Annotated in this window: 13 protein-coding genes; 4 read left to right on the top strand and 9 right to left on the bottom strand. The window is 61.6% G+C overall.

Features of this window, described 5'->3' with window-relative positions; all coding sequences use genetic code 11:
* On the top strand, nt 1-391 hold a 391-nt coding region (locus RXV90_RS19110; protein ID WP_410482385.1), incomplete at its 5' end, for an MORN repeat-containing protein.
* Between the two features lie 8 nt (nt 392-399).
* On the opposite strand, the gene RXV90_RS19105 is transcribed toward RXV90_RS19110, so the two are convergent.
* Together RXV90_RS19105 and RXV90_RS19100 are read right to left on the bottom strand one after the other, a co-directional pair.
* A complete protein-coding gene (locus RXV90_RS19105) occupies nt 400-1,929 on the bottom strand; it encodes a cryptochrome/photolyase family protein (protein ID WP_316650702.1) in 1,530 nt (509 codons plus the stop codon).
* Nucleotides 1,923-2,585 carry an SDR family NAD(P)-dependent oxidoreductase gene (locus RXV90_RS19100; protein WP_316650696.1) on the bottom strand — a complete coding sequence of 221 codons (663 nt, stop codon included), beginning with the start codon at nt 2,583-2,585 and terminating at the stop codon, nt 1,923-1,925. The genes RXV90_RS19105 and RXV90_RS19100 overlap by 7 nt, the downstream gene beginning before the upstream one ends.
* Nucleotides 2,586-2,662: 77 nt before the next feature.
* On the opposite strand from RXV90_RS19100, the gene RXV90_RS19095 reads away from it, so the two are divergent.
* The 3 genes from RXV90_RS19095 to RXV90_RS19085 all read left to right on the top strand — a co-directional run bounded on the left by RXV90_RS19095 (nt 2,663) and on the right by RXV90_RS19085 (nt 6,065).
* Nucleotides 2,663-3,427: a hypothetical protein gene (locus RXV90_RS19095; RefSeq protein WP_316650694.1), complete on the top strand. Its 765-nt coding sequence runs from the start codon at nt 2,663-2,665 to the stop codon at nt 3,425-3,427.
* Between the two features lie 56 nt (nt 3,428-3,483).
* Nucleotides 3,484-4,281 (top strand): glutathione S-transferase family protein, encoded by a 798-nt coding sequence (locus RXV90_RS19090; RefSeq protein ID WP_316650692.1) that lies wholly within the window; start codon nt 3,484-3,486, stop codon nt 4,279-4,281.
* A 212-nt stretch (nt 4,282-4,493) separates the two neighbouring features.
* Nucleotides 4,494-6,065 (top strand): 2-isopropylmalate synthase, encoded by a 1,572-nt coding sequence (locus tag RXV90_RS19085; protein ID WP_316650690.1) that lies wholly within the window; start codon nt 4,494-4,496, stop codon nt 6,063-6,065.
* A 19-nt stretch (nt 6,066-6,084) separates the two neighbouring features.
* Here the strand turns inward: RXV90_RS19085 and RXV90_RS19080 are convergent, their stop codons facing one another.
* From RXV90_RS19080 to RXV90_RS19050, 7 genes are all read right to left on the bottom strand, one after another.
* Nucleotides 6,085-7,017 (bottom strand): 2-hydroxyacid dehydrogenase, encoded by a 933-nt coding sequence (locus RXV90_RS19080; RefSeq protein WP_316650687.1) that lies wholly within the window; start codon nt 7,015-7,017, stop codon nt 6,085-6,087.
* Nucleotides 7,018-7,021: 4 nt separating this feature from the next.
* Nucleotides 7,022-8,167: a rod shape-determining protein RodA gene (rodA, locus tag RXV90_RS19075; protein WP_316650686.1), complete on the bottom strand. Its 1,146-nt coding sequence runs from the start codon at nt 8,165-8,167 to the stop codon at nt 7,022-7,024.
* The gene (gene mrdA, locus RXV90_RS19070; protein WP_316650684.1) at nt 8,164-10,107 is read right to left on the bottom strand and encodes a penicillin-binding protein 2; all 1,944 of its coding nucleotides are present in this window, start codon (nt 10,105-10,107) and stop codon (nt 8,164-8,166) included. Before mrdA ends, rodA begins: the two co-directional genes overlap by 4 nt.
* Nucleotides 10,104-10,643 (bottom strand): rod shape-determining protein MreD, encoded by a 540-nt coding sequence (locus RXV90_RS19065; RefSeq protein ID WP_316650682.1) that lies wholly within the window; start codon nt 10,641-10,643, stop codon nt 10,104-10,106. Before RXV90_RS19065 ends, mrdA begins: the two co-directional genes overlap by 4 nt.
* A complete protein-coding gene (gene mreC, locus RXV90_RS19060; RefSeq protein ID WP_316650679.1) occupies nt 10,636-11,550 on the bottom strand; it encodes a rod shape-determining protein MreC in 915 nt (304 codons plus the stop codon). Before mreC ends, RXV90_RS19065 begins: the two co-directional genes overlap by 8 nt.
* Nucleotides 11,551-11,579: 29 nt before the next feature.
* Nucleotides 11,580-12,620, bottom strand: coding sequence for a rod shape-determining protein (locus tag RXV90_RS19055; RefSeq protein WP_316650676.1), 1,041 nt, complete (start codon nt 12,618-12,620; stop codon nt 11,580-11,582).
* 179 nt (nt 12,621-12,799) lie between these two features.
* Nucleotides 12,800-14,008 carry a winged helix-turn-helix domain-containing protein gene (locus RXV90_RS19050; protein WP_316650674.1) on the bottom strand — a complete coding sequence of 403 codons (1,209 nt, stop codon included), beginning with the start codon at nt 14,006-14,008 and terminating at the stop codon, nt 12,800-12,802.
* Nucleotides 14,009-14,022: the final 14 nt, after the last annotated feature.

Raw genomic sequence — 14,022 nt, 5'->3', positions numbered from 1 at the left:
ATTCCGGAACGCCAAGAACGACGGCTTCGGCGTGATGACCTATACCGACGGGTATCGCTACGAGGGCCAGTGGGTCGCAGGACAGCGCCAGGGCACTGGCAAGGCGATCTACGCCGACGGGACAGTTTATGAAGGCGATTTCGTGGATGGGCTTCGCGAAGGCCAGGGCACGATCACCATGCCCGGCGGCTTCACCTATACCGGAGGCTGGCAGGGCGGAGAAATCAACGGTGAAGGCGTCGCAACCTATGCAAACGGCGATGTCTATGAAGGCAACTTCGTAGATGGTCGGCGCGAAGGCACCGGCGTGATCCGCTACGCGACCGGCGAGTTGGCGGAAGGCACCTGGGTCGGCGGTGCACTCACCGAAGAAACCACCTCTACGGAATAGGGTGCGACTCAGACGACCGCGCCGTCCGACATCATCTTTAGAAACGCGCCCGCCTCATCGAGGATCGTTTTCCGCTTTTGTTCATCCATCCGATACCATGTCCGGTACATCTGCGCCATGCGTGGATTACCCTCGAACCGATGCCGGTGCCTGTCTAGAAAGTGCCAGTAGAGCAGGTTGAAGGGGCAGGCGCCCTCCCCGGTTTTGGTTTTCACATCGTAGTGGCAGCGTTTGCAGTAGTCGGACATCTTGTTGATGTAGTTCCCCGACGACACGTAGGGCTTCGACCCGACGACGCCCCCATCGGCGAATTGGCTCATACCCACCGTGTTCGGCGCCTCGACCCATTCGTAGGCATCCGCATAAACGGCGAGGTACCATTCATGCACCTCTGTCGGGTTCACGCCTGCGAGAAGCGCGAAGTTCCCAGTTACCATCAGGCGTTGGATGTGATGGGCATAGGCCTCATCGCGTGTCTGCACCACGGCCTGTGCGAGGCAGTTCATCCGCGTCTCGCCGCCCCAGTAGAGCTCTGGAAGCCTCCGCTGTTGGTTCAGATTGTTCCGGCGCGAGTAGTCTGGGCCCTCGAGGAAATAAATGCCACGTACGTATTCTCGCCAGCCAATGACCTGCCGTATGTAACCTTCGGCCGCATTGATAGGTGCGTCGCCGTCCTGCCATGCCGCTTCGACCGCGCGGCAAACCTCCATCGGATGGAGAAGCCCGGCGTTGATATAGAGCCCCACGAGTGAATGATAGAGAAACTGCTCATCCTCAAGCATCGCATCCTGATAATCCCCGAAGAGAGGCAGGCCATGCTTGATCCAATGGGCAAGGTGCCGACGCGCGTCGCCCTGATCGGTCGCGAACCAGAAAGGGCGAAGTGTGCCGAAGTTCTCACCGAATTCAGCCTCCACAAGATCCAGAACCTCCTCGACCACTGCATCGGGGGTGAACTGCATCGGCCCGGAATACTCGATCCCGTCAGGCGCGGGCTTGCGGTTTTCGTGATCGAAATTCCACTTGCCGCCTGCAGGTTCATCGCCCTTCATCAGAAGCCCGGTCTTCCGGCGCATCTCGCGGTAGAACCACTCCATGCGAAGTTCCTTGCGGCCTTCCGCCCAGTTCGCGAACTCGGCGTGGGACGCGATGAAACGCGTGTCCTCAAGCTGGGAGACGGGCAGCGGCATCTCGTCAAGCAGCTGGATCAGCCGCCATTCCCCGGGTTGCGTGGCAATCACCTCTTGTGCGCCAGTTTCCTCGGCCCTGCGCAGAAGCTCACCGGGGATCGACCCGGCATTCTGGGGATCGTCATAGCGGGTATAACGCACATCCCATCCAGCATCGGCAAGACGCGCAGCGAACTTGCGCATCGCGGCGAAGAGGAACGCGATCTTCTTGGGATGGTGGCGCACGTAGGTGGCCTCGTCCCGCACCTCCGCCATGACGATAACATCCTCGCCTTTCTTGGCCTCGGCCAGTGCCGGGATCTCTTCCGACAGCTGATCGCCCAGAATCAGGATCAGGCGGCTCACCAGGGCACCTCCAAGCCGGAGTAATCGAAAAAACCGCCCGATTGTTCCGGGGTCAGCCTGTCCAGCACGGAAAGAAGGTTCTTTGCCGCCACCTCCGGAGCCACCTTCTTATGCCCGGGATACTCCGCGGTGAACTCCGTTGCCACCGTCCCGGGATGCAACGCTACGACGACGGCCTCCTTCCGCTTCCGCCCGATCTCGATCGCCGCCCCGTGCACGATCTGGTTTGCTGCGGCCTTCGACGCCCGGTAGCTGTACCAACCGCCCAACCGGTTGTCGCCGATCGAGCCGACGCGCGCCGTCAGCACGGCCGCAACCGAGCGCCCCTCACGAGGCAGAAGGCGGGGCAGCTCTTTTAGTATCAGCGCGGGGCCGATCGTGTTTACCGCCAGAACCTCGGCCATCGCCGCGGCATCGATTGCGTCGAGCGATTTCTCTGGGGCAACGCCCCGCGGGGCAAGAACACCAGTGGCAAGGAAAACAAGCTCATAGGGGCCGTCGAGAGCGCCCATCACACGCGGAATACTTGCCGGATCCGTAAGATCGAGCCCGTCGGCACGTCGGGACAGCCGGGTGACCCCTTCGCCCCGAGCCCGGAGTGCTTCCGAAACTGCCGCGCCGATCCCGCCTGAGGCCCCGATCACCAGTGCGCGCCCCATGTCCTGCTCCTTCATCATTGACGCGAGGCTACCTAGCGCCACCTTCTTAAGTGACGAGCCGCAAAACCCGGAGGCCCATGCGCCACCTCGCCACATGCCTCTGCCTTCTGGCCGCCGCCCCTGCCCCGGCGCTGGAGCTGACTCTGACCGGCACCTACCAGCTGAACCGGCCTGCAAGCCTTGAATACGATCCGGCCTTTTGCGGGCTCTGGATCGCGAACGAAGGGCCCGAAGTGATCCTCGTAACTCTGCAGGGCGAGGAATTGCGGCGGTTCGGCAGCGCGCTCTCCCGGATCAAGGCCATCACAATCGAGGGCAATGATCTGTTGGTGGCAGATGGGTTTGGCGGTTTCCAGCGCCTGACGAAAGGCGGGGAGCCGCTGGCGGAACCGTTCCAGACCTCGGATGCCTGGACCGATACAGAGGGCATCACCATCGACGGCGACGGCCTGATCATCACGGTCGAGGACGACCCAGAGCGGCTCTCCTGGTTCTCGCCGGACGGCACGCTTGTCCGCCGAATCGACACCATGACGCTTGACCCGCCGCTTTCCGAGCCGCAGGGGATTGCCCGCGATCCGCGCACTGGCCATCTACTGATTGTCGACGACTGGGAAGGCACGAATAGCCTCTACGAATTCGACGCCGAAGGCCAGCTTCTGGCCACCGTTTCGCTTTACGAATACGGGGTCGATCCGGAGGGTATCGCGATCCGCCCCGGCTCCGGGCAGCTGTTTCTCGCCTTCGATCAGGGGGCAATGATCGCTTCTTTCGATTACACGCCGACATTGCCGGAGGGCGCCGATCCGCTGCCCCCTGCGGCAGATTGCATGATGTTTTGATGCCCACCCCGGCCACATCGCCTTGACGCCCGACCAAGCCTCTAGTCAATGGTCCAATGACCAAGCCCACGATTTACCATATCCCGATCTGCCCGTTCTCGCAGCGTGTCGAGATCCTGCTCGAGCTAAAGGGCCTTCGGGACGCCATCGATTTTTACGTGATCGACATTACCAAGCCCCGGCCAGCATGGCTCCTCGACTACACCGGTGGAACAACGGCGCTGCCGGTTCTCGTCGACGAAAGCGACCGTGCACTCAAGGAAAGCCTCGTGATTCTGCGTTATGTTGAGGAACGCTACGACGCGCGCCCAGTCGCGCGCCAGGAACCGTTCGAGCGTGGGTTGGAGCGCCTTCTGATCACGAAATCCGATGCTTTCGCCAATACCGGTTACGGCTATGTAATGAACCGCGATCGTGCCCGGACGGCGAAGTTCCGCGATAAACTCCTCGCGATTTACCGCGACATTGATGTCTTCCTCAGCCAGCACAATCCGGACGGGACGTTCTTATTCGATAGTTTCGGTCTGGCCGATCTCGTCTTCACCCCGCTCATGTTGCGCTTCTGGTTTCTCGAGTATTACGAGGGCTTCACCCTGCCCGAGGCCATCGAATTCTCCCGTGTTTTGCGCTGGCGGGATGCGTGCCTCGCGCATCCGGCCGCCCAGCAAGTGTCCTTCGACCAAATCGTGAAGCTGTATTACGACTACGCGGTTGGGTTCGGAAACGGCGCGCGGCCCGACGGGCGCGCGCGCTCCTCTTTCACATTCGAACCGGATTGGCCCGACCGTCCTATGCCGCCTACAGACAAGTACGATCGCATTGCGTCCGATGCTGAACTTGGGCTGATCCCATGACGGTCAAACTCCCCCTCTTTTCTTTTCGTGCAACAGGGGTATAGTCCCGCCCCATGACGACAAACCGCGATAACCATTGCTGTGCGACGCCCCCGGGCGTTGCTCTGTCGTCGCTTCTTCTCCTTAGCCGCCTCTGAGCGTGCCATCCGGCGCGACCGCTCAGGGGAGGATCAGCGCCGAGATGCCAAAGTGAGAAGACCAGGAGATACCAGATGACCACCGAAAAAGACCGTGTGTTGATTTTCGACACGACGTTACGCGACGGCGAGCAGTCGCCCGGCGCTACCATGAGCCACAGCGAAAAGCTCGAAATCGCCGAAATGCTTGACGACATGGGCGTCGACATCATCGAGGCTGGCTTTCCCATCGCCTCGGAAGGGGATTTCGAGGCCGTTTCCGACATCGCGAAGCTTGCGAAGAACGCTGTGATCTGCGGGCTGGCGCGCGCGAATTTCAAGGATATCGACCGCTGCTGGGACGCGGTCCGTCATGCGAAACGGCCCCGGATCCACACGTTCATCGGCACGTCGCCGCAGCATCGGATGATACCAAACCTGACGATGGACGAGATGGCCGAGCGCATTCACGAAACGGTCACCCATGCCCGCAACCTCTGCGACAACGTGCAGTGGTCGCCAATGGATGCCACCCGGACGGAATGGGATTACCTTGCCCGCGTCGTCGAGATCGCCATCAAGGCCGGAGCGACGACGATCAACATCCCCGATACTGTTGGATACACTGCCCCGGTCGAGTCGGCCGATCTGATACGGCGATTGATTACCGAAGTGCCGGGGGCGGAAGACGTGATCTTCGCCACCCATTGCCACAACGACCTGGGCATGGCGACGGCGAATTCGCTGGCTGCGGTCGCGGGCGGTGCGCGCCAGATCGAATGTACGATAAACGGCTTGGGAGAGCGCGCCGGCAACACCGCACTCGAAGAAGTGGTGATGGCGATGAAGGTGCGGGGCGACATCCTGCCATACCGGACCGAGATCGACACGACGAAGATCATGGCGATCTCGCGCCGCGTCTCCACTGTCTCGGGCTTTGTCGTCCAGCCCAACAAGGCTATCGTCGGCAAGAACGCCTTTGCCCATGAAAGCGGCATTCATCAGGACGGCATGCTGAAATCGGCGGATACGTTCGAGATCATGCGGCCCGAGGATGTGGGCCTGAAGGAAACTGCTATAGTGATGGGCAAACATTCGGGCCGCGCGGCGCTGCGCTCGAAGCTGAAGGATCTGGGTTACGAGCTGGCGGACAACCAGCTCAATGACGTCTTCATCCGCTTCAAGGCACTCGCCGACCGCAAGAAGGAGGTGTTCGAGGATGATCTTCTGGCGTTGATGCGCGATCAGGCCTCGGGCGAGCATCACGACCGGATTCAGGTCAAGTTCCTGCGCGTGATCTGCGGCACCGAAGCGCCGCAATCGGCCGACCTGATCCTTGAAATCGACGGCAAGGATCACCGCACGACAGCGCAGGGCGACGGGCCGGTCGACGCCACGTTCAACGCGGTGAAGACGCTGTTTCCGCACAGGGCCCACTTGCAGCTCTACCAGGTGCACGCCGTGACCGAAGGCACCGACGCGCAAGCAACCGTGTCGGTCCGGATGGAGGAAGAGGGCCGGATCGCCACCGGGCAGTCCGCCGACACGGATACGGTCGTAGCCTCGGCGAAGGCCTACGTGAATGCCCTGAACCGTCTGCTCGTCCGCCGCGAGAAAAGCGATCCTGATGCGGATGTGAAAACGGTCAGCTACAAGGACAGCGCCTGATCTGGCGCGGCGCGCGGCCTCAGTAGCCGCGCGCCCGATCCACTTCGTTCAGGAACGGCTCTCCGGCTTCGCCACGCCGGATGTTCTCGGCAATCGATAAAGCCGATGTCGCGGCGCGCGTGTCACTCGCCACATGCGGGGTTACGGTCACGCCTGGATGCGCCCAGTAGGGATGAGCAGGATCGAGCGGCTCTCGCCGGAAGACATCGAGCGTCGCATGCGCAATGTGTCCGCTGTCGAGCGCGGCCAAAAGCGCATCGTCATCGACGAGCTTCCCGCGTCCTGGGTTGATGATGACCGCCCGGCTCGGAAGTTGTGCCAAAGCCTCGGCATCCAGAGAGTTCTCCGTCTCCGCGGTAGCAGGCAACAGTAGAACAAGTATCTCCGCCTCTGCGAGCACTTGCCGGAGCCCTGCCGACCCGTCGAAACACTTCACGCCAGCGATCTTCTTCGGCGACCGACTCCATCCGAGGACCCGGAAGTTCAGGGCCACGAGGGCTTCCGCCGAGGCGCGCCCGAGTTCCCCAAGCCCGAGCATCCCCACTGTCCGGTCCCGCGCAAGGGGTGGGAAAACCGGCTCCCACACACCGTCGGACCGCCCAATGTACCGGTCGATCCCGAGGTGATGCCTAAGCACCATCCCTGTCACCCATTCCACCATGCCTTCAGTCAGCCCCGGTTCGACCATCCGGCAGAGCGGCACCGTCAAAGTGGGATTGCCCACCACGGCCTCCACCCCCGCCCAGAGGTTCAGGACCGCCTTCAGGCGGGTGAAGCGCGTAAACTCGGTTATCGGACTATTTGGGGCATAGACGATGTAGTCCACGGTTTCAGGCGGGTGATCCGTCGCGAGATCGACGGCAAGCCCTGCCTCGTCGAACGCCGCGCGCAGGGGAGCTTCGTATTCGGGCCAGTCGCGCGGGTGCGCGCCAAAAAGCACGGTGATCGCCATCGCCCTATCGTCCGCGCGGCCGGTGGACATGGGCTGATTGGACAAGCCCGAAGGCTGCCATCAGCACCAGCATGGCCGATCCGCCATAGCTCACCAGCGGCAGGGGCACGCCAACAACCGGGGCCAGCCCCATCACCATCGACATGTTGACCGCGAAATACAGGAAGAAGGTCGCCGCAATCCCGTAGATCAGAAGTTGGGAATACCGGTCCTTGCTTGCGATCGCCGAGGTAACGCAGAAGAAGATGACAAGAGCGTAAAGCACCAGAAGCGAGAACGCCCCAAGGAATCCGAATTCCTCGGCAAGGGTGGTGAAAATGAAATCGGTGTGCTTCTCGGGCAGAAAATTCAGGCGCGATTGCGTGCCCTGCATGAATCCGCGACCCGAAAATCCGCCGGAACCCAGCGCGATCTTAGACTGTGTGATGTGATAGCCCGCTCCAAGCGGATCCTGGCTGGGATCGAGGAAGGTATCTATCCGCCGGAACTGGTAATCCTTCAAAAGCTGCCACTCCGTGCCCCGCGACGAAAACACGGCGGAGACCAGGCCCACTCCCGCGGCGATCACCGTTCCGAAATACCACCACGACACACCTGCACAAAACATCACGATCCCGCCTCCGGCCACCAGCAGGATGGAGGTGCCGAGGTCGGGTTGGATGACGACGAGCCCTGTGGGGATAAGGATCAAGAAGACCGGAACCAGCACCCAGAACGGGTGCGACACTTTCTTGGGATCAAGCCAGTCGTAATATGCCGCTAGCACCATTACGAGCGAGATCTTCGCCACCTCAGAGGGTTGAAGCCGCATGAAGCCAAGATCAATCCAGCGCTGTGCCCCCATACCCACCGTGCCGAAGAATTCCACCGCGAGTAGCAGGGCAAGCGAAAAGAGATAGGCGAGGGCAGAGATGTTCCGCCAGAACCAGATCGGAACCATCGCAATTACGAACATTGCGGTAAGACCGAGGCCGAACCGCATCATCTGCGGCTCGGTCCAGCGCCCAGGATCTCCTCCAGCAACCGAGTAAAGCATGAGAAACCCGACACTGGCCACGGCGCATAAGAGCAGGATCAGCGGCCAGTTGAGAAACAAGACCTTTCGAACGCCGGTCGGAACCGTTTTGACGTTGTATTCAAGATAGCTCATGCGCGGCTGCGCCCCGGTGCCGGAGGTTCGGGCTCAGCTAGCGTCATCGCCTCGTACATCGATTTGATCCGCTCGCGCTGGCTTGAAGGATAAGCTTCTAGTGGCGGCACGCCGCCATATTGCGCAAAGAGCAGCACGTCACGGGCCACCGGTGCCGCCGCCGCACTCCCTCCGCCGCCATGCTCAACGACGACCGAGACCGCGTATTTCGGCGCATCAAACGGCGCGAACCCCACAAAAAGTGCGTGATCCCGCCGCTCCCAAGGCAGATCCTCGTTCCTGAAGACGCCGCGCGCCCGTTCAGCCGCCGTGATGTTCCGCACCTGGCTGGTGCCGGTCTTGCCGGCAAGTTCCTTGCCGTCTTCGACGATCCGTGATCCCCGCGCCGTCCCGCGGCTGCCGTTCGAGACGTTGTACATCGCCTTGCGAATAAGCCGCAGGCTGCTTGTGGAGATGTCCAGCAGCTCCGGCGTTCCGGCCCCCTGCTCCTCTCCCCCAAGCGTTTTTATGAGGCGCGGCTGAAGGTCGAGGCCGCTCGCCATCCGAGCCGTATAGACCGCAAGATGCAGGGGCGAGGCCAGCGTATAACCCTGTCCTATCGAGGCATTTAGCGTATCGCCTACGCGCCACGGCTCCTCGTAGCGGAACTGCTTCCATTTCTGGGTGGGAGCAAGGCCTTCGGCGACCGCCGACATTGGAATATCGTGCCGGACCCCGCAACCAAGCTTATTGGCCATTTCGGAGATCCGGTCGATCCCGACCCGCTGCGAGATGTCGTAATAATACGTGTCGCAGGATTGGACGAGCGAATTTTCAAGGTTCATGTGCCCGTGCCCCCCACGTTTCCAGCAGTGGAAGCGGCGGCGGCCGAGCTGATAGTATCCCGGGCACCAGACGGTTTCACCCGGGCTTACCACCCCGGCCTCGAGCGCCGCCAATGCGACGATCATCTTATAAGTCGACCCCGGCGGATATGTGCCCTGCACCGTCTTGTTCCGAAGCGGAATGTACCTGTCCTCGCGCAGAACATTGTAATCGGCGCTCGATATACCGCGTACGAACTTGTTGGGATCGAAGGACGGGGCAGAGCCAAGCGCAAGGATATCGCCGTTCGTGCAATCCATCACCACGACAGCCGCGCTTTCTCCGGCCAACCGCGCCTGCACAAAATTCTGAAGCCGCGCATCGACCGTCAGTTGCACGTCATTGCCCGGCGTTCCGGGATCGCGGTCAAGCTCCCGCATCACGCGGCCCGCGGCGTTCACCTCGATTCGGCTGTTGCCTGCCTTCCCGCGAAGCTTCTCCTCAAGCTTCGCCTCGACGCCCACCTTGCCGATCTGGAATTTCGGAATCTGCAGAAGCGGATCGGGATCTTCGATTTTCGATAGGTCATAATCCGAAACCGGCCCCACATAGCCGATCACATGTGCGAAATCGCCCTTCATCGGGTAATAGCGCGACAGGCCTACATCCGGCGTGATCCCGGGCAACGCTGGAGAATTCACGGCGACCTTGGAAAAGTCCTCCCAGCTCAGCCTGTCGGCCAGCGTCACTGGCACGAAGGGCGACCGGCGATACATCTCCTTTAGCGCACGCTCAAGTTCGTCCTCATCAAGCGTGATTATCTCCTTCAGCCGCGCGATCACCTCATCGACATCGCCGGCATCCTCACGCACGATGATAATGCGGTAATTCTGGCTGTTATCGGCGATGATCACACCGTTGCGGTCGTATATGATGCCCCGGGGCGGCGCGAGCAGTCGCATGTTGACGCGGTTTTCTTCGGCCAGGAGGCGAAACTGATCGGCCTCCTCGATCTGAAGTTGCCGCATCCTGAGGCCCAGCATCCCCATAAAGGCCAGTTGCAGCCCGCCCACCACGAGGCCGCGCCGCGTAACGACGCGGGCGCTTTCTTCGAGTTCTTTTGGCGACTGTCTCACACTTTACGTCCCAGGTTGTCGACGGCCCCCGGCGCGGCCTTTCTCAGTCCGACTATACGCGACGAGAAGAGAACCACGAGGGGATAGGCAAGGATGGTTGCAATCATCTGTATTAGAGTGAGGCCGATTGAGGGTTGACTGACTGCAAAAACAGCGAGGATCAAAGTGTAGCCCAGCGTCATGATCACGATCACCATGCCCACCATCAGCCACTCCAAAAGGAAGGGCAGATCGCGCGTGAAGGGCTCGCGCCGGCGCAACACTTCTGACCCAAGAACCACGCAAAAGGCCCAGAGGCCGAGCGGTCGCAGAAACAGGATATCGGTCAGAAGTATTACGCCCGCAATCATCGCAACCGGCACATAGGCCGGGCGCCTCAAAACCCAGGCGAAGGCGAGGCAGACCAGAAGGTCGGGGCCGGGAAGCCGCCCGGGGCCCGCGTCGAGCGGCAGGAGCCGCGTGAAGATCACCAGAAACGACAGTACCAGAAACAGGCACCAGTGCCGGAAGCGGCGGGTGACAACAACCTCAGCCATCCGCGGCCTCCTCCGCAACGATCTCGCTCGGTTCTTGCAACCTCGGCCCCGGCCCCACGAGCCCCCCCGGCGCGCCCACCGGATCAGCCGGCGTGCTGCGCAGTACGCGCAGGAACTCGAGCCGCTCGTAATCCGCGGAAAGCCTTACACGCAGTCGCCGGTTGGGCCCGGTCACAAGCTGGCCTACCAGAAGTCCCGCCGGGAAGACCCCCCCATCGCCAGAGGAAACCACCCTGTCCCCGGGCCTCACCTGCTCCATGTCCTCGATGAACTCCACCGGCGGCAGGGCGGAATTGTCGCCGACCAGAAGTGCGCGCTGCCCGGTGGGCTGGATCGTTACCGGGATGCGGCTGCCGGGGTCGGTGAGAAGAATAACCCGGCTCGTCGTCTGCCCGACGCCGGAAATGCGGCCCACGAGCCCCAGCCCGTCAGTAGTGGCCCACCCATCCTGAATTCCATCACGGGCACCGACATTCAGAAGCACGGATTGCCGGAAGGGAGACCCAGAGTCGGCCAAGACCACGCCGGTCACAAAGGTCAGCGCGGGATCAAGTCGTACCTTGTTTAAGTCGAGAAGCTTGGCGTTCTCCTGCTCCAGCTGAAGCGCCGCCTCGCGCCATGCGCGCATCTGTTGAAGCTCGCGTCTGAGATCCTGGTTCTGTTCGTAGAGCCGGGCATAACTTTCGAAGCCCTCGATCATGTCGACCGTCTTGGTCACCGGCACCAGCGCCCAGTCCATCGACGGCACGAAGCGGTCGACCAGCATCGCGCGGAACCGCTCTGCCCTGGGCGAATCGATCCGCCATAACAGAAAGAGCGCCATCAGAAACATCAACAGACCGATCACCAGGATACGGCGGATCGGTCGGACATATTCTTCGTTAGCGCCTTTGTCTCTCGCGGCCATCGGCCCTCCGGGTCAGCCCCCCGGGATGGTCAGCTGTCGTAATCTATCACATGCCGGAGCTGTTTTTCATACTCCAACGCCTTACCCGTGCCCATGGCCACGCAGTTGAGCGACTCGTCCGCCACCGTGATGGCAAGCCCCGTCTGCTCCCTCAGCGCGAGGTCGAGATCTCCAAGAAGCGCCCCGCCTCCGGTCAGCATCACGCCCCGGTCCACGATATCGGCCGCAAGATCGGGCGGTGTGGCCTCAAGCGCCGTCATCACCGCCTCGCAAATTGTCTGCACCGGCTCCGCCAGAGCCTCGGCCACTTGAGCCTGGTTGATCTCGGTTTCCTTCGGCACGCCGTTCAGAAGGTCGCGCCCACGAATCTCCATCGATTGCCCGCGCCCATCATCCGGCATCCGCGCCGTGCCGATGGAGCATTTGATCCGTTCCGCCGTCGCCTCGCCGATCAGAAGGTTATGCTGGCGCCGGAGGTAGCTGATGATCGCCTCGTCCATCCGATCGCCACCAACCCGGACCGATCGGGCATAGACGATATCGGCCAGCGAAAGCACCGCGACTTCCGTGGTCCCGCCGCCTATATCGACGACCATGTTGCCGGTGGGATCGGTGATCGGCATCCCAGCACCGATCGCTGCGGCGATCGGCTCAGCGATCAGGCCAGCACGGCCCGCGCCGGCGCCAAGAACCGATTGGCGGATCGCCCGCTTTTCCACCGGGGTCGCACCGTGGGGAACGCAGACGATAACCTTGGGGCGAGAAAAGAGACCAGGCTTCCGGTGCACCTTTCGGATGAAATGCTTGATCATTTCCTCGGCGACATCGAAGTCGGCAATCACACCCTCGCGCATCGGGCGGATCGCCTCGATCGAGCCAGGCGTACGTCCAAGCATCAGCTTGGCGTCGTCGCCAACCGCAAGAACCTCTTTCTTTCCGTCCTTCACATGGTAGGCCACGACCGAAGGCTCGTTCAGGATCACGCCCTTTCCTTTGATGTAGACCAGCGTGTTCGCCGTCCCGAGGTCGATCGCCATACCGGATGCGAAAAGCCCGCCAAATAACGCCATGTCATGGGTCCCGTGAGCTGCCCGAGGTGGATCGGGCTCTTCCGGCCCGCGTGAATGACCGAGTTATAAAGGCCGTTTGGTTAACGTAAAAGGTGAAATACGCGGAATCCGGTGGGATTGTCGCGCGAATGCAAGGGTCGCGCGAGGACGAACTCGGCCATCGGCACCGTTTCGCCTTCTCAGGCCGCCTGGCCCGCTCGCAACCAACCCTCTTCGAAAGAAAGTTCGTAGGTTCCGGCAAGGTGACGAATCCGATTGAGCTCGGCAAGAAGGCCGGCTTCCCGCCCCTTGCCCATTCGCACCCCAGCTTCCGGCCAGAAAGCACGCACACAAAGCGTGTCGCCCGACCGCTTGGCATCAATTCGGCCGATGAGTCGATCACCCTGCATCACCGGAAAGACGTAGTAACCGTACTTCCGCTGCGCCTCGGGCACGAAGATCTCTATTCTGTAGTGGAAGCGGAATAGGCGCTCGGTTCGCTTCCTGTCCCTTAGCGCCGGATCGAAGGGCGACATGAGACGCACGCGCGTCGTAGGTTCGGGAAGAGAGGCAGCCTCGTCGAGGACTTCTTCGGTTGTGAAGCTCTTGCGCATCCGCCCGTCGGCCATCTCGATATCGGCCTCGATCAGATCGCCACGCGCCATCGCCTCAGCACACCAGTTCCGCGCCTCGGTCGGCGTCACGATATCGAAGAAGGCCGAAAGTTCCCCACTCGTCGCAAAGCCGAGGCGCTTCAACGCCGCACGCATCGCCCAATCAACGATCTCTACATCATCGAGGCGGCGGTTCAGCGTATCGGACGGTATCACCCGTTCGCACAGGTCATAAAACTTGCGAAACCCGCGCCGATGACAGACCGCCAGCCGCCCGGATCTCCAGAGAAATTCAAGTGCCGTCTTTGATGGGTGCCAATCCCACCAGCCCGAAGAGGATTTCTTCTCGTCTCCGCCAACATCCAGCGAACAGGCTGCGCCGTGATCGCCGATATGACGCAGCACTGCTTCGGTCTCCGCTTCCCACCCCTCCCGCCGGTTTTCTGGCCAGCGCGCGCGAATCCGCGCCTCCTCGCGCTCGAATTTAAGCCGCCACATCGGGTAGAAACGCATCGGGATGACCGAAGCATCATGCGTCCAATGCTCGAAGGCCGACCGGTAGCGCGCCACCGTATGTTCCAGCGCCTTGGGCCGGTATTGCCCACGCCGCGCCCAGAGGATCAGGTCGTGGGCGCGCGCCAGTGTATTCACGCTGTCCACCTGAACAAATCCCAGAGTGTCTAGGACGTGGTCAAGATCATGGCCTCGCGCCGGCCCCGATCCCGCACGCAGAAGCATGTGCCGGTCGAGGAAAAGCCGCCGCGCGCGGCGGTTGTCGAGCGTCTTATGTGTCACGCCAGTTCTCCAGT

Source organism: Ovoidimarina sediminis, from assembly GCF_032586175.1.
Taxonomy (GTDB): domain Bacteria; phylum Pseudomonadota; class Alphaproteobacteria; order Rhodobacterales; family Rhodobacteraceae; genus Ovoidimarina; species Ovoidimarina sediminis.
Note: the sequence above shows the minus strand (reverse complement) of the source record. Positions and strands in the feature narration are given on the sequence as shown.

Excerpts from the sequence above, each read along its gene's own strand:
- RXV90_RS19100 (WP_316650696.1), bottom strand. The coding sequence starts at position 2,585 with ATGGGGCGCGCACTGGTGATCGGGGCCTCAGGCGGGATCGGCGCGGCA.
- mreC (WP_316650679.1), bottom strand. The coding sequence starts at position 11,550 with ATGGCCGCGAGAGACAAAGGCGCTAACGAAGAATATGTCCGACCGATC.
- RXV90_RS19065 (WP_316650682.1), bottom strand. The coding sequence starts at position 10,643 with ATGGCTGAGGTTGTTGTCACCCGCCGCTTCCGGCACTGGTGCCTGTTT.
- RXV90_RS19090 (WP_316650692.1), top strand. The coding sequence starts at position 3,484 with ATGACCAAGCCCACGATTTACCATATCCCGATCTGCCCGTTCTCGCAG.
- RXV90_RS19095 (WP_316650694.1), top strand. The coding sequence starts at position 2,663 with ATGCGCCACCTCGCCACATGCCTCTGCCTTCTGGCCGCCGCCCCTGCC.
- RXV90_RS19085 (WP_316650690.1), top strand. The coding sequence starts at position 4,494 with ATGACCACCGAAAAAGACCGTGTGTTGATTTTCGACACGACGTTACGC.
- rodA (WP_316650686.1), bottom strand. The coding sequence starts at position 8,167 with ATGAGCTATCTTGAATACAACGTCAAAACGGTTCCGACCGGCGTTCGA.
- RXV90_RS19055 (WP_316650676.1), bottom strand. The coding sequence starts at position 12,620 with ATGGCGTTATTTGGCGGGCTTTTCGCATCCGGTATGGCGATCGACCTC.
- RXV90_RS19080 (WP_316650687.1), bottom strand. The coding sequence starts at position 7,017 with ATGGCGATCACCGTGCTTTTTGGCGCGCACCCGCGCGACTGGCCCGAA.